The organism is Streptomyces sp. NPDC057445, assembly GCF_042802855.1.
Classification (GTDB): Bacteria; Actinomycetota; Actinomycetes; order Streptomycetales; family Streptomycetaceae; genus Streptomyces.
This window is the reverse complement of sequence record NZ_JBHVDH010000005.1, coordinates 439,092-457,887: the sequence shown is the minus strand read 5'-3', so window position 1 is coordinate 457,887 and position 18,796 is coordinate 439,092. Positions and strand designations below refer to the sequence as shown.

At 68.4% G+C, this 18,796-nt stretch carries 9 protein-coding genes and 5 pseudogenes; 5 read left to right on the top strand and 9 right to left on the bottom strand.

The features are described from left to right. Positions 1 to 147: 147 nt before the first annotated feature. Positions 148 to 1,242 (top strand): hypothetical protein, encoded by a 1,095-nt coding sequence (locus ACFU5O_RS15690; RefSeq protein ID WP_384240415.1) that lies wholly within the window; start codon positions 148 to 150, stop codon positions 1,240 to 1,242. 260 nt (positions 1,243 to 1,502) lie between these two features. Next, positions 1,503 to 1,742 (top strand): annotated as a pseudogene (locus tag ACFU5O_RS15685) (transcriptional regulator); the annotation flags it as partial. Between the two features lie 72 nt (positions 1,743 to 1,814). Here the strand turns inward: ACFU5O_RS15685 and cutA are convergent. From cutA to ACFU5O_RS15670, 3 genes and pseudogenes are all read right to left on the bottom strand, one after another. Then, positions 1,815 to 2,135 (bottom strand): annotated as a pseudogene (gene cutA / locus ACFU5O_RS15680) (divalent-cation tolerance protein CutA). 47 nt (positions 2,136 to 2,182) lie between these two features. Then, positions 2,183 to 2,320: a hypothetical protein gene (locus tag ACFU5O_RS15675; protein ID WP_384240413.1), complete on the bottom strand. Its 138-nt coding sequence runs from the start codon at positions 2,318 to 2,320 to the stop codon at positions 2,183 to 2,185. A 1,310-nt stretch (positions 2,321 to 3,630) separates the two neighbouring features. Beyond that, the gene (locus ACFU5O_RS15670) at positions 3,631 to 5,028 is read right to left on the bottom strand and encodes a hypothetical protein (RefSeq protein ID WP_384240411.1); all 1,398 of its coding nucleotides are present in this window, start codon (positions 5,026 to 5,028) and stop codon (positions 3,631 to 3,633) included. 678 nt (positions 5,029 to 5,706) lie between these two features. Here ACFU5O_RS15670 and ACFU5O_RS15665 point away from each other — a divergent pair. Both ACFU5O_RS15665 and ACFU5O_RS15660 read left to right on the top strand, forming a co-directional pair. Next, positions 5,707 to 6,552 (top strand): annotated as a pseudogene (locus tag ACFU5O_RS15665) (serine/threonine-protein kinase); the annotation flags it as partial. A gap of 1,453 nt (positions 6,553 to 8,005) precedes the next feature. Beyond that, the gene (locus ACFU5O_RS15660; protein ID WP_384240410.1) at positions 8,006 to 9,943 is read left to right on the top strand and encodes an FHA domain-containing protein; all 1,938 of its coding nucleotides are present in this window, start codon (positions 8,006 to 8,008) and stop codon (positions 9,941 to 9,943) included. Positions 9,944 to 10,231: 288 nt separating this feature from the next. On the opposite strand, the gene ACFU5O_RS15655 is transcribed toward ACFU5O_RS15660, so the two are convergent. From ACFU5O_RS15655 to ACFU5O_RS15640, 4 genes and pseudogenes are all read right to left on the bottom strand, one after another. Next, entirely contained in the window at positions 10,232 to 11,650 is a 1,419-nt protein-coding gene (locus ACFU5O_RS15655; protein WP_384240408.1) for an MFS transporter, read from the bottom strand. 33 nt (positions 11,651 to 11,683) lie between these two features. Next, a pseudogene (locus tag ACFU5O_RS15650) lies at positions 11,684 to 12,151 on the bottom strand (glycoside hydrolase family 15 protein); the annotation flags it as partial. Positions 12,152 to 12,331: 180 nt separating this feature from the next. Continuing rightward, complete coding sequence (locus tag ACFU5O_RS15645; RefSeq protein WP_384240406.1) at positions 12,332 to 13,195, bottom strand: hypothetical protein; 864 nt, start codon at positions 13,193 to 13,195, stop codon at positions 12,332 to 12,334. 306 nt (positions 13,196 to 13,501) lie between these two features. Next, positions 13,502 to 13,798, bottom strand: a pseudogene (locus tag ACFU5O_RS15640) (cytochrome P450); the annotation flags it as partial. A 224-nt stretch (positions 13,799 to 14,022) separates the two neighbouring features. Here ACFU5O_RS15640 and ACFU5O_RS15635 point away from each other — a divergent pair. Further along, entirely contained in the window at positions 14,023 to 14,481 is a 459-nt protein-coding gene (locus ACFU5O_RS15635) for a hypothetical protein (RefSeq protein ID WP_384240404.1), read from the top strand. A 490-nt stretch (positions 14,482 to 14,971) separates the two neighbouring features. Here ACFU5O_RS15635 and ACFU5O_RS15630 read toward each other — a convergent pair whose 3' ends face one another. Both ACFU5O_RS15630 and lysA read right to left on the bottom strand, forming a co-directional pair. After that, entirely contained in the window at positions 14,972 to 16,948 is a 1,977-nt protein-coding gene (locus ACFU5O_RS15630; RefSeq protein WP_384240402.1) for an amino acid transporter, read from the bottom strand. Between the two features lie 524 nt (positions 16,949 to 17,472). Then, positions 17,473 to 18,762, bottom strand: a complete 1,290-nt coding sequence (lysA, locus tag ACFU5O_RS15625) for a diaminopimelate decarboxylase (RefSeq protein WP_384240456.1) — start codon at positions 18,760 to 18,762, stop codon at positions 17,473 to 17,475. Positions 18,763 to 18,796: the final 34 nt, after the last annotated feature.

Here is an 18,796-nt window from a genome sequence, read left to right as displayed (position 1 = left end):
CGCATCGACGTCCTCTTCGCCATGCTCCGGGACGGCACCTTCTACGAACCGCCCAAGATCGCTACCGCTTGACGAAAACCATAGGGGCACTTTTTCTCCTTCGAGCGCTACCCCAAGCACGCCCAAGGGGAACTGAAATACAGCGAATTGGATTGGCTCAACCTCTACTTCGCCTACTACCTCCTCTTGGACCCGGAGGGTCTGACGGAGTTCGACACCGCCACCTGGGACATGCGGGCGGCAATGGAGCACTCCCTCGAAGACATGTGGCGCCAGGGTGCGGGCATGGAGATGGTCGAGTGTCCCGATTACGTACGCGTCGGCATCGACGGGCCCCTGAAGCTCATGCACACCTCCGAGGGCCCGCTCACCACTCGCGTCCTCTTCGAGTGCGCGGCGGCGCTCGACGAACTCTTCCAGTTCGAGGGCGCGTTCATACGGAAAGCTGACCCGGCGCTGCGCGAGTTCTTGCTCGAGGTGCTGAACGGCGAGTATGGGATGCCGTGTCGCCTGGCACGTGCTCTCGCAGGGCGCACCCTCGGCGGAAGTACCGTCCTGGCCCTCATCGACTTCGCACTGAACCCTGTGGTGCCGGGCTTGAACTCCGACGACCCGTCCGTCGACTGGAAAGAGCTCTACCCTCCCTACCGGTTCGTGACGGCAGCCAAGGCGATGACGGGCTGGGAGACGGACCTGGAGTTCCAGTATCCGAGCCACGAGGCGACGGTCCACTTCCAGCACATGCTGGCCAAGCGCAGTGGGCTCCGGATGGGAAGCGTGGCTTCCCGTCTGTCCGACCTCTCGACCCTCCGGGAAGCCGCCACGACCCCCATGCACCTGTCCGCGCGTACGCCTGCCGTGTCCCTCATGTGCGCTTCACGTCTGCTTGCCCTGCGGGAAAGAGACGTCTGTTCGATCTCGCACTACGGCGTCAATTTCCTGGGCGAGAGAGCGACCAGGTTCATCAAACCCGACCGGGACATGCAGTGGCTGTTCCCGGTGTTCCAGGTGAGTCAGGGTGAGTACCGGTGGCCGGCGGAGCACGTGGGCCTCGATGAGGCGACGGACCTACTGATAGGTGCCGCCGTGGCGTCGGCGTACGACGACATCCTGCACGGCGTCGGCCCTCTCGCTCACGACCACCTCCCCCGCAGCCTCTTCGACGACGTCGGACAGGTCGAAGCGCTGAACCAGGTCCTCAAGGACTCGACGGGACTGGACATGGGCTGGCATCGGACCTGATGCGGACCCATTCACCGCTCCTGGCGCAACGCCTTCGCTGAGCACCGGTCACGCTGTGCGCCTCGTACATGGCCATCCCTCACCCGGTCCGTCGGCCTATGAGGTGGTGGCCGCATGGGTGCCGTATCTCGAACATTCGGGAGTGAATTCAGATCGATAGGAGACCGAAACTGAATCAAATGCGACCGCTGTGCATTTAGAGAATTATGGTGACAAGATGCGGCCCCAGATCCTGAGGGGGTGACGGCATCTCATGGGGCGCAGTCGACCGACTCGGAGACGAACTACCGGACGGAGGCGTCGTGGTCCTCGGTGATCTCGCGTCGGCCCTGCTGCGTGGAGGTGACGTCGACCAAGGGGTCTACGTGTCACGCCAGTTCGCTGCAGCGGCGCAGGCCAAGCCCAACACGATGGGCAAGGAGCGCGCATCGACGATCGCAGCGTCGCTCCCCGACAGCGAGCAGGAACTCAGGCGCCATCTGCGGCAGTTCGCATCCTGAGTCCCTGCGCGGCACGCGTACAAGCCCAGGACGCGAACGCAGTCGTACGGCTGGTCGGTCGCTCCGCAGACCCTATGCCGTCTCCTCGACAACCCAGGACAGGTACGCTTCCGACCCGCCGCTCACGGGCAGCGTGATCCACTGGGGGACGTCATACGGGTGCTTCTCGTGCAGCCACGCCTCCAGAGCCGGGAGACGGTCCGTCGTAGTCATATACGAGATCCGCCACTACTGCGCCGTCTCGACCTTCCCCTTCCACCAGTAGAAGGCTGTGATCGGCGCATCAATGTGAACGCCCGCTGCCGGCTTGCTCTCGACCGCGCCACGGGCCAGTGCCTTCGCCTGATCCTCGTTGTCGCTGGTCGTCTGCGCGATCACAATATAGTTGGCCATGCAACTACCTCCAGCTCGGGTACCGCGACCTTACCCAGCCGTCCAGGTCACACGTCACGCTGCTGCCCTTGCCCGTGCCGGACTTTCCACTCGACAGACTCGACCCGCTCATACGGGTCGCCGAGCGGATCGGAGCGGCGACGTCCCCGGCCGAGGGTGATCTCGGGTGTTTGAGGCATCGACATGCGGAACTCCGCGAGTGGTAGTAACACAGGCTCGCGGGCACCCCCGAGTGCGTCGTGCACGGTGACGCGCGGGTCGGCAGTGACGCCCGCACAGCGGCCCGGACGCTACTGATGGACTTCGAGCGGTTTGCGTCGTGCCCGCTGGAGTGGAATCTCGTCTCCACTGCGGTGCGAGCTCCTCACTGGGCTCGCGAGTTGAGCATGCCCACCTGGGGGGCCTAGCACGCGGCCACGCGCCCGAGTTGCTGGCAGAGGCTCAATACCACGTCGACTGCCTGCGTGGCCCTGCAGCGCCGTGACCCTGGCACGGGAAAAGGATCATGTAGCCCTCGCGGACTCCGCGACACTCAGACGTTGTAGCCCGGCTAGTGCACTCCGGGTTCCAAATTCTTCGATGAGACCTGGGCGATCCACGGGTACGCCTGCAGCACAGCCAGCGACTTCGGCGCCGCTTCTGTCTCGGCGGCTGTGGGCCACTCGTCCGGGCTGTTCGCTGGCGCCATGCACACCGGGCATCACGGTGCGACCCAGCCAGGCCAACGCGGAGCATGCCCGGCCGCTCCTCACAGAAGGAAGCGCCGCATTGGGATGCCCACGGGCCAGCTGTTCTCGATGTGCCATGTCTCACCGAGACCCATCAGCGAGCGGCAGGTCCACTCGGCCGTCGTCATGCCCAGCCGGTAGTGAAGGCCCCGAAGGCGCTGGCTTCGGTGCCTGTTCGAGTACGACGTTCGCGGTCAGTCGCCTTCCGGCGCTGTACTCGTGCAGGCGGTGACCTTCGTGAAGGTCCAGATACGCGTTCAGGGGCGCGATCCGAGCCCCGATCTCGCGCATGGCGTAGTGCGGACGATTGAGCCAGGGGGAGATGTCACGTCCCACACCAACCGCGGCCTGGAGGATGTTCCGCCACGTCGTGGTGGGCAGGTACCAGCCGTTGCCGGAGGGGAAGGCGGGGCCGGTCCACGCGGCGTGGTCCTTCCGGCGCCACTCACTCCTGGTCCGTCCGCCTGGGCCGCCACGGAAGAGCACGGGTATGTCGATGGCGTCGGGGTACCTCAGGGGCTTCTGATCTTTCGTGTTCTCGACGGGCACGACGCTCACTCTGCCAGGATCCGGGTGCCCGTCGGCGCACGGGCAGAGTGCCGAGCGTGGTCGTGCCCTCGGCCACAACCCGGCAGCCGCCGTGCCCCATTACCGGAAAAGGGATCACCAGCCGGGCCGGGCAACTGCTCTGCTCACCGTCCAGGGGTTCCAGAGACCTCGGGGCAGGTCAAAGCGGTCCAAGGGTGACCTATGGGGGCGTCCTTCCCTCAAGAGCTCTCTTCGTCGTCCTGCGTCGGCAGCACCCGCAGAGCCATCACGGTGCCGTCGTCGCCGAAGGAAACGGGACCCCACAGCGGGGCCGTGGTGCTGGTCGGGTAGGTGTCGCGTAGCTCGTACGCCCGGATCCGGTATGCCTCCACCTGTCCTTTGACCAGCAGGTCGTACAGTTCCTCGGCTATCCCTGAGAACGCCTCGACACGGATCCGGTTGAGTCGGAACACTTGATCGGTTCCGACGTAGACCGTCGGGCCTATCGTGTGCCGAGCGTCCCGGACGCTGGACGAACCGGCGAAGGTCTGCTGCTTGTAGTGTTTGTGGCCCTGTTTGTTGGTCAGGTACTGGGCGATTTCGGTCCCGGCTCCGGCGAAGGCCAGCTGGCCTGCGGCTCCAGTGCGCGCGAGCAGCTGGCCGTACCAGCCAAGCTCCTTGCGGGGGATGAGGAACCCGTCCTGGATCCGTTCTATGTGGCCGTCGGCAGGTACCTTCACCGCGCCGGCGTACGCGAAGTTCCGCTCCGGCAGCACTGCGTCCGCACTCCCTCGCCCCGTGGCCGGCCTTGCGGGCAGCAGTCCTTCGCCCGGCGTCTGTAGAGCGTTGACGGTGATGCCGTCCAGCTCGAGTAGTTCGGTGGACATCAAGAGGCACGGGGTGGTGTTCCACTCGGCGATGTGGAGGTGCTCGGCGCGCTCGCTGCCCCTTGCCAGCTGCTTGAATGCTGACCGGTCGGCCTTGGCGGTGCGCTTGGTGGCCTTCTGGTGGTTGCCGTTGACCGTTACTACGAAGACGCGCGACGGCTCGCCTGGGCGCCACGCTTCGATGAAGAAGTCGGGGCGCGGCCGGGCGCCCAGGGACGGTCGCGGGCTTGAGCGCGCGAAGCCCGCCAGGAGTATGGCTTCCGCGTCCAGCGTGGAGACCATGTGGCTCGGGAAGCGGTTCCGGACGGCGCGTTCGGCGACGGCGAGTCCGAAGGCTCGGCCCAGTTCCCGTGCCTGCATGGCCCTGTAGGAGAGTTCCGGGCTCTGGCCCTCGTCGGTGAGGGCCATGTGGCCGCTGGGACCGGTGGCCATGGCCTGGCAATACTTCAGTCCTTGCCAGTGTTCGGCCAGTCCTCTGCCGCGTCCCTGACGGGCCAGGGCGGTGGCTCGCGCGAAGACGCCCAGCAGGTCCCAGGGGGTGGAGACGAGATCCTGCCGGTCGGCGCCTCGTAACGGTCCGAGTTCGGGTTTGCGGGGCCTCGGTTCCTTCTCGTCCTGCTTCCGTGCACGCTGCCGATCGATGGCCGCGGCCGCCTTGTTCGTGTCCGTGGCCAGAGCGGCGGTCGAATTGACACGGACGGGGATCTTTGTGCTGAGCCGGTCGAGTACCTCTTCCGCGGATGCTGACATGGCTCGGCACCGTACGAGCGCAGGTACGGGCGCACGCAAGTGCGCATGAGCGCTCGCGCTGCCTCGGCAAGGCGGGCGCGATCACCGGTCCGTCTGGCAGACCAGGGGGTCTCATCGGGCGGTCGGCCGCAGGTCAGGGGCACATGTGGTGGGGCACCATAGTTAAGGGCGTAGGAGTGCGCGTACCCACCATGGAGGCGGTTCCGGGGTCTCCGCGACGGCTTCGATGAGGCCGCGAAGGAGGCTGCCCGAGTTGCACCGGCAGTGACCTCGCTGCTGCTGGTCCTTTCCACCACGGTCACGAGCCTGCCGCTCGGGCCCGCACCCCCGGCACCCACCGCTGCGTCCGAACCTGCCAGGGCCTTGAAGAGAAGTCGACGGTACGAACACCGGGACGTCACAACTTCCCCACAGCGAGCGGTTGGACGGGCACGTACCCGGGTCCGCACTTCACGAACATCAGGCGTTTGATCATACTGTCCAGGGGCTGTGTCCTTCTCGGTCAGCGGTGTGGTGCGTCGCCGGTTCTTCCGCGCCGTGCACCGGGGCTGGAGGTGAAGTCCGGCGGGACGTCCGGCCGTGACCGAACCGAAGGGACCCCGCCCCGCAGACCACGGATCGAACGGGGGGGCGTCGCCACTCCTCGGCCGATCGCAAAGGACAGGGAGTACGGCCCTCATGCCACAACAGAACACGTCGCCCGACGCGGGTGCCGAACGGCTGGTCGCCGGCCGCTACCGCTTGGTGGCCGTTCTCGGCGAGGGCGGTATGGGCACCGTGTGGCGCGCCCGCGACGAGGTACTGCACCGCGAGGTCGCCGTCAAGGAGGTACGCGCTCCCGTCGGACTGGCCGTAGCGCAGGTCGAGCGGATGTACACCCGCTTGGAGCGGGAGGCCTGGGCGGCGGCGCGCATCAGTGCTCGCGGTGTGGTGACCGTCCACGACGTCGCCACCGACGACGGCCGACCCTGGATCGTCATGGAGTTCGTCCGCGGCCGGTCGCTGGCCGACGTGATCGGCTCCCAGGGTGCCCTCACGCCGCGGGAGGCCGCGCGCATAGGTGCCGAGGTGCTGGCCGCGCTGCGGGCGGCGCATGGCGCCGGAGTGCTGCACCGCGACGTGAAACCCGCCAACGTCCTGCTCGCAGACGACGGCAGGGTGGTGCTCACCGACTTCGGCATCGCCACCGTTGAGGGGGATTCCGCGCTGACGATGACCGGCGAGGTCGTCGGCTCTCCCGAGTATCTGGCGCCGGAGCGGGCACTGGGCCGGAACCCCGGCCCCGCGTCGGACCTGTGGTCCCTCGGAGCGTTGCTCTACACGGCCGTCCAGGGCCGTTCGCCCTTCCGCCGGACCACCCCACTGGGCACTCTGCGCGCCGTCGTCGACGACGAGTTGCCCCCGCCGCATCGGGCCGGACCCCTCGTGTCCGTCATCGAAGGCCTGATGCGCAAGGACCCCGACGATCGGATGTCGGCCGAACAGGCCGAGCAGGAGCTGCGCCTGGCTGGTGCTGACGACACCTCAGGCGCCGACACGGCTACGCCGTCCGCCCCGCTGCCCGCAGCGGCCACCGAAGAGCTGCCCACCGCCGAGTCCCCGCTCGGGGAGACCGCAGCTACGATCACGGCCACGGTCGGGGCACCGACCGTGGCGGCGTCATCGGCTGTCCCGGAGAACGCCACGGACGCCAGGGGCATGGCGGCGACAGCCGACGTCCCCACAGCAAAGGAACCTGCGGCTTCCGGGGCGCCGGCGAACACCGCCTCCGCCCTCGCCGCACCGGAAACGGGGACGACGGCCGCAGCCGACGTACCCACGGCCGGCACACCCACGGCCACGGCCGGCACACCCACGGCCACGGCCGACACACCCACGGCCGCGGCATACCCCGACGCCCCCACCGCCCGGGCACAGCCCCCGCTTCCCGGTGGCGTACCTGCGGTCACCGCAGAGACGGCCGCCCCGGCGCCCCGCCCGTCCGTCGACGCGGCCTCCCCGCCCACCGTGGACAGCCCCGCCGTCCCCGCTTCTCCCGCCCCGCCGCGTCCCGCGCCGGAGGCCGCCCCGGCTTCGGGCATCGCCGAGTCGCCCACCGAATTGGCAGGCCCGGTATCAGGGCCCGTACCCACGGCCGTTTCTGCGGTGCTCGCCTCGCCGGCGGCGCTCGAGCTCGAGGGCGCCGAAGCGTCCGGTCACGGCCCCACGAGGCCGAGACGGCGCATCGGGTACCTGACCGCGGCGGGAGCGGTCGTGCTCGCGCTGCTCGTAGGCGGCCTGGGCTATGCGCTCGGCGGCGGCGACGGTGAGGGCCGCAAGGGCACCAGCTCGCCCACGGGGCAGGCGAAGGCCACCGCCTCCGGTGCGGCGGGCAGCGGGTCGGATCACACCGCCGAGCAGCCCGTCTCGGTCACCGTGACCGGGGGCGCGACCACGTACGTCGGAGACTGCCCCCCGGCGGACTCGCAGGCTCCCTGGTTCACCGCGACCTTCACGGTGTCCGACTTGCCCTTCCAGTTCTCGTACCGGTGGGTCTCGACGAACGGGTCCGTGATCGACCGGCGGTGGCGGACGCTGGCCTTCCCGGAAGACGGTCCCCGCACTCATAAGGAGACGGTGCGGCTGTCGACGTACGCGCAGACCGGAACGCTCCGCAGCCGGATGGCCGTGGAGATCCGCTCACCGTTCGAGGCGGTGTCCAACTCGGTGCCGTTCTCGGTGACATGCGCCTCGACGACGGGCGGCTAGTCAACCGGGCGTCAAGGCCGGCGCCACGCAGCCGAGTCATCCCTGCGCATCCGTCATACTTCAACCAGTACGAGTTGGACCGCTGCCGGTCCGACTCGGACATCACTGGTCAAGTGAGCCCCACTGGCCGGAGTTCTGTGGGAGTGACGTACGGCTCCCACCCTCGTAGCGGATCAACCGCAGGGTGCGGTTCCTCTGCCCGCACCCGAGACTTTCGCAAGGAGTTTCTGTGTCGTCGGTCATCGTGGGACGCACGGGTCCCTTCGCCGGTCAGAGCGTGGTTCTGGGCAGCGCTCCGCTGCGATTCGGGCGCAAGAGCGACAACGACGTGATCATCGTCAGCGTCAGCGCCTCCCGCCTGCACACCGAGATCGTGACGGAGGACGGCGCGTTCGTCCTCTACGACCGCAGCAAGAACGGAACCTTCGTCAACGACCAGCGCGTCACCCGCCACGTGCTCGTGCCCGGCGACTCCATACGCATCGGCGACGAGACCTTCCTGTTCGAGACGCAGGAGGCCGTGGAGACGGTCATGGACCTCTCCCAGCTCGACCTGCCCCGCGCCAATGCCTCGGCGAACCCGGGCGAGCTGCGGGTCACGGTGACCGGAGGAGGCCCGGTCGGCCTCGCCTTCGCCCTGCTGCTGGAGAACGCCCTGCCGGGGAAGGCGTCCATCACCGTCTACGACGGCCGGTGGATCAGAAACGGCTCCACCGTGGTCTGGAAGGACGAGACCCAGGGCAACGTCCGCCGCCAGCAGGTCGTCACCGTCCAGAGCCGTCAGTACCTCGCGCTCACCGAGGAGATGCAGTCGGCGCTGTTCGACGCGGGCGGATTCTCCGAGATGTGGCCGCTGGGACCGGACTCCGTGGACGGCCGCCCGCCCCGCAACATCCGGATCGCCTACATCGAGGACAAGCTGCTGGAACTGGCCAACGCCAAGTCCGCGATCCGCCTGGTGCCGAAACGATTCGATCCGTCGGAGCAGCAGCAACGGCTCTCCCAGGAACACGTCCTGGTGATCAGCGAGGGCGGCCGGTCGCGCACCCGAGAGCACTTCGGGGACCGTTTCGGCGCGGCCGACTCCACGATCTACTCCCTCGACGGGGAGCACCTTCAGGACCTGGTGCTGGGACTGCGGGTCAAGTCCCAGCTCTCGGACCCCATGAGCGTCCTGCTGACCGTGGCGCAGAACCGGTTCCTGCTCAACTCGCTGCGTGGCGAGGGGTTCCTCAACATGAGGCTGACCCGCGAGGAGGCCGGCAACGTGATCGGCATCGACCCGGTCCGGCAGGTCTTCGAGGAGTGCGTGGCGGCCCGGCCCTGCCTGATGAGCCGGCACGAGGACAACGAGTTCGTCTGCCCGACCCATGGGACCCTGTTCCTGCCCGCCCTGCTGCGCAGCTCGCCGCTGTGGAAGCAGATCCAGGAGGGCCTGAGGTTGTTCGGCGTCGCCGCGGACGATCTCAGTGCCATCACCTCGTTCCGGCTGGACATGGTGCAGCGCCCCCGGTTCACGGCCCAGCTCAGCCGCCCTACCGCCACAAACCCCGGAACCTACGGCTTCCTGCTGGGCGACGCGGCCAACGCCATCCACTTCTGGCCCGGGCGGGGCCTCAACAGTGGCCTCGCCTCGGCTGTTTCCCTCTCCCGCTCCCTCAGCCGGGTCTGGCAGGGCCGTCCGCTGCGCGACGCCGACTTCATCCGGCACGAGGCGGCGATGTCCATGCTCCAGTACCGGCACAAGAGCCGGGCCTGGAACGCCATGGTCACCACCGACGAACGAGGCGTGACCCGCGCCATCAAGGACATCATCGCCGACAGCATGGAAGGGGATCGGGTCGTCGCCGAATCCGACGCCGAGCGGTCCGATCTGGACCTCTTGCTGGACCGGATGCGCGCGATCCGCGAGCGCCTCGCCCCCCGCCTCCCCGGAATGCCCGGCGACGAAGAACTGCGCAGCCACCTGTCCACCCTGGCTCCTTCGACCCTGCGGGCCCTGCAGGAGAGCGGCGCCTGGGACACGCTGATCGTCGGCGGCGAGGAGGCCGACATCGACATCTTCTACCAGTCGGACGCCCCGGTCTTCGTCGGCCGGCCCATCGATCCGCGCATCGTCGGCCAGACGGCAGGACCGCGGCAGCCGGGGGCTCTCGACCCGGCGTGATGCGGGCACTCCGCCCCTGAGGCCGAAGGTTCACATGCTGTCCCGCTATCAGAAGAAGGGGGCCCGGCACAGCCGGGCCCCTTTCCACGGGATCAAGCGCCGATTCCGGTGGAGTCCCAGCGTGCGCCCTGAGCAACCGCCTTGGCCCGCCGTGCACCGGTCCGATCGCACTTACAAGGCAGGTGTCAGCGGCAGCGCGCGTGCCAGAGCCGTGCCAGATCGAGGTGTCAGCCGCGGTCGATCGGGGTCAATCGGGGGCTATGGAGGGGCAGTGCCACGCCGACAGGCTCAGCCGGGGCCCCGGATGGTGTCGCCGGACGATGTGCCCGGGGCCGGACTTCGGGGGAGGAGTACGGCGGCGACCAGGCCGGCGAGTCCGACGACGGCCAGCGTGATCATTGCTGCGGCGTAGGCGCCGGTGGTGAGCCCGGAGACGAGGATCGTGCCGGCGACTGCCGTGCCCAGGGAGGAGCCGAGGTTGGACACGCTTCGTGAGAGGCCCGAGATCTCGCCTTGTCGCTCTTCGGGGAAGCTCGACTGGACGACGTTGACCGAGGGGGTCAGCATCACGCCCAAGCCCAGGCCGATCAGGAGGAGTCCGGGGGCGAAGGCCCAGGCGCCGGGGGAGCCGCCGACCATGGCGATCAGGACGACGATGCCCGCAATGGTGACGACGAAGCCGGTCGTGATGAGGGTCCGCTGCGGGCGTCGTTCGGCAAGGCGTTCGGCGGCGAGCGAAGAGGCGAGCAGTCCGAGCGTGGCCGCGGTGAAGATGACGCCGGTCTGGATGGCGTCATAGCCGCGGACGACCTGGAGATAGGCCGCCACGGTGAACGAGGTTCCCATGAGCAGCAGCCATTGGACGTTCTGTGTGACGAGGCCGAGGTTCGACGTGCGGTTGCGGAACAGGCTTGTCGAAAGAAGGGGTTCCTTCCCCGCCTTCTCCTTGGCACGTACGGACCGGAAGAACCACAGAAGCACGAGAGCGCCGAGGCCGAGCAGCGCGATCATCAGCCAGACGTTGTCGTCGGCCGCAAGTATGCCCATGACGATGAGGATGAGGCCGACCGCCGAGAGGGCCGCTCCTGTTGTGTCGAAGGGGCGCGTCGGATCTGGTGGCAGGGGGTCTTCCATGTGCCGGATGAGCACGATGATCACTGCGATGACGAGGGCCTGGAACACGAAGGCCGCGCGCCAGCTCAGTGCGGAGGTGATGAGTCCGCCGATCAGCGGTCCTGCGGCGGCGCCGATGCCGCCGAGTGCCATGATGACGCCGAAGGCGCGGGCGCGTGAGGTCATGTCGGTGAAGAAGAGCGTGGTGAGAATGTAGACGGGCGGGATGAGCAGGGCCGTGCCGATCCCTTCGAGGATCGAGTTTCCGAGGATGAGCACGCCCAGGCCCGGGGCAGCCGCGCTCAGCAGGGCGCCGATGCCGTATATGACGAGACCGGCGAGCAGGCAGCGCTTGCGGCCGTAGCGGTCGGTCAGCTTGCCGCCGGGGATCATCAATGCCGCCATGACCAGCAGGAAGATCGTGATGGCGATCTGCACGCCCTGAACGGTGGTGTCGAGGTCCCTGCTGATGTCGTTGATCATCACGTTCATGTTGGAGCCGGCGAAGCTGCAGATGAACTGTGCGAGAGCGAGCGGGGCGAGGACCCGTCTCTGAGCCTTTGACGGCTGTTGTGCCGTTCGTGTGTCGGGCACCGCTGTCACCTCCGCCTGCTGCCCACACGAATGTCACGGTCCACCCGTGCGCGGGCGTATGCCGGAGGCGGTGATGTCGGCCCCCGGTCGCGTTTCCGCACTGTCGAGCTGTTCGTCGAGTGCCATGGCCGCGGCGACCAGGGCGAGGTGGGTGAAGGCCTGGGGGAAGTTGCCCAGTTGTTCGCCCGAGGGCCCGATCTCTTCGGCGAAGAGGCCGACATGGTTGGCGTACGTGAGCATCTTGTCGAAGGCGTACCGGGCCTGTTGCAGCCGGCCGGAACGCGCCAGCGCCTCCACGTACAGGAAGCTGCACAGATTGAACGTGCCCTCGGAGCCGCGCAGTCCGTCGGGGGATGCCGCAGGGTCGTACCGGTAGACCAGGCTGTCGCTGACCAGCTCCCGGTCCATGGCGTCGAGCGTGCTTGCGGCCGTCGCTGACGGGGACGCCAGGGCGTGCGCCTCTCCGGTCCGCTCAAACCGGCTGGGCGCCGCCGTGGAGCCGGAGGCATGCGGGTCTGACGTCGCCCCCACGCTCATAGCGTGCGCCGCTTTGCAGGGCAGCGCATTCCGGAGCCCAACCGCCAGATGGAACCGTCAGTCGACCTGCTGATACGCGGCAGATCGGAGAAGGACGACGAGCACTGCTCGACTGATGATGTCGGCGGTGGCCGGCCGTGCCCATCAGTGGCTCGAGCCCTTGGTCTGATGATGAGAGGCCTGTTCCCGTGCCGTGCGCCACTGTGACCGGGTCTGCTCGACCACGCTGGCCCACTGCCGGCGGACCTCACGGTCGGAAGGGCGTTGGCCCTGACGGATCCGGTTGAGTTCGTCTCGTACTTCTCGTCCCAGTGCCGCCGATGCAACCAGGACGAGCATGGCTGCGAAGAGGGCGGAGATCATCGCGAAGACTGCACCGACCACCCCGTAGCGTACGGCGGAGGAGTTGAAGAGACGCGGCATGTAGATGGTTGCGCCCACTGAATAGGCCGCCGTCAGAACGGCGCCGGTGACGCCGAAGGGAAGCAGGTCCGGCCAGCTGATCCGCTTCGCCGACAGGATCCAGCCGCTCCATACGAGGAATGCAGCGGTCACCGGTGCCTCGCACACCAAGGCGGCCAGACCCAGTGCGTCCCCGCCAAGGAGCGCGGAGATCAACGTGGTGACCACTGCGTAGCCACCGAGAGTGAGGATCCACCACAAGCCGTTACGCGTGTTACGCACACTGAGGGGTTTGAGTTCCCATGCCTGTTCGAAGAGTCGCTGCGCGGCTCGCGTGAAACTCAGCACCGAGATCGTCAGAAACACGATCCCGAAGATGCCCACGCTCGCACTGGTCCCTTCGGCAGGAGAGAACAGCGAGCTGACTGCCGTGGCGCCTGCTCCGGTGAGGTTGTAGCGCCTGATGATCTGTTCTGCGGCGTCGTAATGCACGAATACAGCGCCGAGGAGGATGGAGAGCGGGACCAATGTCGTCAAGGCGCTGGACGCCAGGGCCATCGAGCGGTCGAAACCCACGATCTTCTGGAACCGGTTGATGACCCGCAATGCGAAGGCAGGCCGCAGCCAGAACGTCAGCGTCCTGACGAGGCGCTCTCGATTGATCCCCGTCGTCCTGCCCTCCGTGAAGATCGGGACCCTTTGTGGGCGACGCGAGCCTAACGGACGGTCACCGGACCGATGAAGGGCGACACGAGAAGCAGCACGCCGATCGCACGGATACCCGATGCCTCACATCATCCCGTAGTCCGATGAGGACGGGAATTGGAGCTGAAAGGACTATGAACGGCCGCCGGGTTTCCTGCCGCGGAGCAGATCGCATCGCCGGCGATCTCCTGACGGCGGCCGGAGCAATCAGCTCTGCTCGACGTACAGATGAATCGGACCTCGAAGGACGGGGCTGGGCCGGTACGGCGGCGGGTCGGCCACCAGTCTGGGCCGGTCCAGGCGGCGTACCAGCTCGTTGAGCGCGATCTGGGTTTCCAGCCGGGCCATCGGGCCGCCGAAGCACAGGTGAATGCCGCTGCCGAATCCTAGGTGCTGGTTGTCCTGCCGATCGGGGTCGAAGCGGTCGGGGTCGTGGAAGCGGTCCGGATCGCGGCTGCCCGAGGCGAGCATGAGCATGATCTGCGAGCCCTTGGGGATGACGGTGTCGGCGACGGGCCGCCTCGTGGCTCCACCAGGAGTTCGCTCGTGCCGGTACGAGCAGGAGGGCATGAGGAATTGCCCTGGTGCTTGGTGGGCGCGCCGCGCCGGCGGGGGAGCCGGTCGCCCGTTCGGTCCGGTGGCATCCCGTGCACCTGCCGGACGGGGCGGGCGTCGGCTGTGGCCGCCGCCGGCGCGAGTTGCTGCGTGCTCAGGCGAAGTAGTGGCCCTTGTCCAGGTCCTCGATGAGCCCCGGCCCGGACCGGCCGCCACCGGAGCAGTTCGCGCGTCGGCACGCTGGACGCCGGCTGGTCGACCGCGAGGATCCTGCCCAGGAAGCCGAAGTCCTCGGCCGGGGCGGAAGCCGTCGGCAGGTTCAGGTGGCGGCCGATCACTGCGGCGATGTCGCGGACCGGGACGCCCTCGTCGGCGACCGCGTGCAGCACCGATCCTGCCGGGGCCTGCTCCAGCGCCAGACCGCCGGGCTCGCCGCGGCGAGGGCTGATGCGCTGCGCGGCCGCGGCATTCCCGAACCGGCCGCGAGCCTGGCTGCCGAGACGGGGATCGTCGTGTTCAAAGTCGCCTTCGCGCACTGGATCAGCGAGCCGGGCCGGCCGGACCTGCCCGGGATCCTCCGTGCGTCGATGGAGGAACTGAGGAATGTGCTCGCGGAGCGCACACCCGTCTGACCACGGCCCCTGGGCCCTCACCGCACCGTGGCGACACCGTCGCCACGACACCGGCGACGCGACGACGAAGTACACGGCGAACCGGGGTCGGCCGGTGCGCCGTGACGGTGAAGCGTTCGACCTCCGCGAAGGCCACTGACTGTTTCCAGGGCTGTCCGTTGCCGGGTGAACGTCGTGTCGTGGGTGCGTCGGGGCCGGTGCCGTACCGAACGAGGTGGATGGTCACCGCGGTGTCGCCCTCATGCCCGCGCGGTGCGCCGATGCGGCTTCGAGGCTCGCACAATGGCGTTGGCGCAGTCCGCGAGCTTCAGGTCGCCACCGTGATCAAGGACCTGAAGGGCAGGCCGGCCGCTTAGGAGCAACAGCGCAGGGGTGAGCCGCTGCCCCACAGTTGGGGCAGGGCTCTGTGCTGAGTGTCTGTGGTGCCGGCTGGTCCTCGTCGAGGAGGAAGCGGGCCGGGACGAAGGGGCGCCGTTACCGCGTGCCGGCGTCAGCCCACGTGTACGCGTGGTCTGCGGGCCAGGTCCGGTTCCGCGCGGCGCAGGACCTCGCGCGTGACCGGGGCGACCTCGCCGTCGCCGAAGACGAGGAAGCGCAGCAGGTGGCCGAGTGGATGGCCTTCCGTCCAGTTGAAGTAGACGTGCGGGACCCGGTCGGTACGGTTGCGCAGTTCCATCAGGACGGCGGCGATGGTGTTGGGCACGACCGGGCCCTCGACGCGCAGTACGTGGGCGCCGTGGCGCTTTTCGCCGGTGACGTTCAGGTCGGCGGTGAAGTCGGAGGAGTCCTGGACGGTGACCTCCAGGAAGAGCACGGGTTTGCCGTCGGGTATGTGGGTCTCCTCGCGCTGGGTGTACTCCTTCTCCCGGTACTCGGCTTCGTCGCGCTCGTCGGGCTCGTTGGCGATGATCCGCAGTGGGCCGGCGGCGGCTGCTTCGTCGATGAGGTGGGCGGCGGTCGCATCGAAGGTGACTCGGACGGCCCGGAGTTCGAAGGAGCGGTGGACGCGCGAGGCGAAGGAGGAGAGCAGGATGCCGATGATGAAGAGGGAGGCGATCTTGAGTCCGTCGGGACGCTCGATGACGTTCGTCACCAGGGTGTAGCCGAAGACCGCTGTGATGACGCCGAAGCCGATGGTGGCGGCTCGGTGGCCGCGGTGGCGGGCGGCGATGGTCGCGGCGAAGGACGCCGAGAGCATGAGGACCAGTACACCGGTGGCGTAGGCCCCGCCCTGCGCGTCGACGTCGGCGTTGAAGAGGATCGTGACGGTGACGGCGATGGCCATGAAGAGCAGGACCAGGGGGCGTACCGCGCGGGCCCACTCGGGAGCCATGCCGTAGCGCGGGAGGTACCGCGGGACGAGGTTGAGCAGACCGGCGAGTGCGGAGGCGCCGGCGAACCACAGGATCGCGATGGTCGCCACGTCGTACACCGTGCCGAAGACCTCGCCGAGGTACGTGTGTGCGAGGTAGGCGAGCGCACGGCCGTTGGCTTCGCCGCCCTTCCGGAATTCCTCCTCCGGAATGAGGAGGGTGGTTGCGAGACTGCTGACCAGCAGGAAGCCGCTCATGATGAGGGCGGCGGTGGTGAGCAGCCTGCGGGTGTCGCGGACGCGACCGGCGGGATTCTCGTACGTGTCGGTGGTGCCGCCGCGCACCTGCGGCATGACGGCGACGCCCGTCTCAAAGCCGGACATGCCGAGTGCGAGGCGCGGGAAGACGAGCAGCGCCACGCCGAGCATGGCGAGCGGGGAGGAGTGCTGGGTCGTCAGGGCGCTCCACCAGTCGCCGACCACCACCGGGTCGGTGGCCACATGCCAGACGGCGGTGGCCAGGACGACGAGGTTGAACCCGAGAAAGACGGCTACGAGGACGACCGCGACACGGATGGCCTCCTTGAAACCCTTGAGGAACACCGCGCCGAGGCCGGTGATCAGCAGCAAGGTGATCCAGACGTTGGCGTTGTGCATCCAGTGCGGGGCGAAAGGATTCTCCACCACATGCGCGGAGGCGTCGGCCGCCGAAAGCGTGATCGTGATCATGAAATCGGTGGCGGCGAAGCCGAGGAGGACGAGGACGAACAGCTTCCCCGCCCACCACGGCAACAGCCGCTCCAGCATCGCGATCGAACCTTCGCCGTGCGGGCTCTCCTTGGCGACCCGGCGGTAGACCGGCAGCGCTCCGAACAAGGTCAGCGCGATGAGCACCAGCGTCGCCATGGGGGAGAGCAGCCCGGCGGCCAGGGCGGCGATACCCGGCTGGTAACCCAGAGTCGAGAAATAGTCCACGCCCGTCAGGCACATCACACGCCACCAGGTGTGGCCCTTGTGCTCGGCCGGAGGCGTGCCGTGAGGTCCCGGGTGCCTGGCCGAGTGCTCGCTCAACCCCTCCAGCAGCCACGCCCGCCAGCGGCGGGCGGGCGGCTGCGGAGCCTCGGTATGCTCGGGTTCCACCTGGGTGCCAGTCATACTGCGCTCTTCCTGCCGATCGATCGTTCCTTGGGCAACGAGGAGCGAGTATCCCCTACAGCGGCATACGGACGAAGTTCTCGGCAGTCCCTGCTTCGACGGAAGCGCGTGCATCAGACGCAACGCTGTCCCACGGGGCCGACTTCAGCCCGCGCCGCCCCGGCCAGAGCCCCGCAGGTGCACCGGTCCAGGGTGGCGGTCGTCCAGCACCCGCAGCCATGGTCTCGGAACGGCGGTTCCCCGCCGCCGGGCGCCAAGTTCGCGGGCGACGGCGAAGTCGGCATCCGCGAGTGCCAGGCGGGCCCGGGATGCCGATTCACGGACAGAGGACTGCCGACGAAATTCTGACTCAGGACACGAGGGTGGTCTTTCGTTTGGATCAGGCCGGATCGGGAGCGGGGTCCGGCGCCGTGCATCGCAGGGCGGAGGAAGGAGACCGCGCGGTGGGGGCACCTCCCGGCGACAACGCGGCGAGGTGCCCGGCGCCAGGGCACGCGATCCCGGCAGGATCCGAACGAGTGGCCCTAGTCACCGAGGTCCCGGCTGCGGAAGTCGTCCAGGGTTTCGCGCCGGATGAGGAGCCGGGCCGTGCCGTTGTGGACGGCGACGACCGGCGGTCGGCCGACGAGGTTGTAGCCGGAGGCCATGGAGAGTTGGTAGGCGCCCGCCACCGGTACGGCGATCAGGTCCCCGGGCCGAGTGTCGGCAGGCAGCCGAACGTCGGCTGCGATGACGTCGCCTGCCTCGCAGTGCCGGCCGACCACGGTGGTCGTCAGCGGTTCGGCGGTGGAGGCGCGGCCGACCAGACGCGGCGCGTACCGCACTCCGTACAAGGCCGGCCGGGGATTGTCGCTCATGCCGCCGTCCACGGCCACGAACACCCGGTCGCCGGTGTGCTTGACGGCCAGCACCCGGTAGAGGGCCACCCCGGCCGGGCCCACGACCGCGCGGCCCGGTTCGATGATCAGCCGAGGCACGGTCAGACCGGCGGCCGTGCAGCCTTCGACGAGCTCCGTGCGCAGCTTGCGCGCGAGCAAGGTGAGGTCCAGGGCCGGCTCGCCGGGCCGGTAGGGAACGCCGTGCCCACCGCCCATGTCGAGCTCGGGCAGCACGATGCCGTGCGTTTCACGGATGTGGACCATCAGGCCCACCATGCGGCGCAGCGCGGCGACATACGGCTTGACGTCAGTGATCTGGGAGCCGATGTGGCAGTGCAGGCCGACCAGTTCGAGCTGCGGCTGGTCCAGGATGCGGGTGATGGCCTGCTGGGCGTGGCCGTCGGTGAGGGTGAGCCCGAACTTCTGGTTGTCCGTACCCGTGCGGATCTTCTCGTGGCCGCCTGCCGAGATGCCCGGGACGACGCGGACCATCACCTTCTGGTGGCCCTGCGGTCCGACGGCTGCCGCCAGGCGGGCGGTCTCGGACGGGCTGTCGATGACGATCCGGCCGACCCCGAGCCGCAGCGCGGTCTCGATGTCCTGCGGTGACTTGGCGTTGCCGTGCAGCACGATGCGCTCCGGCGGGAACCCGGCCGTCACGGCCAGTTCCAGTTCACCGGCGGAGCACACGTCCAGCCCCAGCCCCTCCTCCTGGACCCAGCGCACCATCGCCCTGGACAGGAAGGCCTTGGCGGCATAGAGCACTTCTCCGTCGGGGAAGGCGTCCCGGTACGTCCGGCAGCGCTCGCGTACCTCGCCCTCGTCCAGCACATACACGGGAGTGCCGAAGCGGTCGGCCGCCTCGGCCATCGAGACTCCGCCGACGGCCAGTCCGCCGTGCGGCAGTGGGGTCGTGGATGCCGGCCATACGGACAGTTCGTCGCGGCCGGCCGCGACGTCGACACGAACT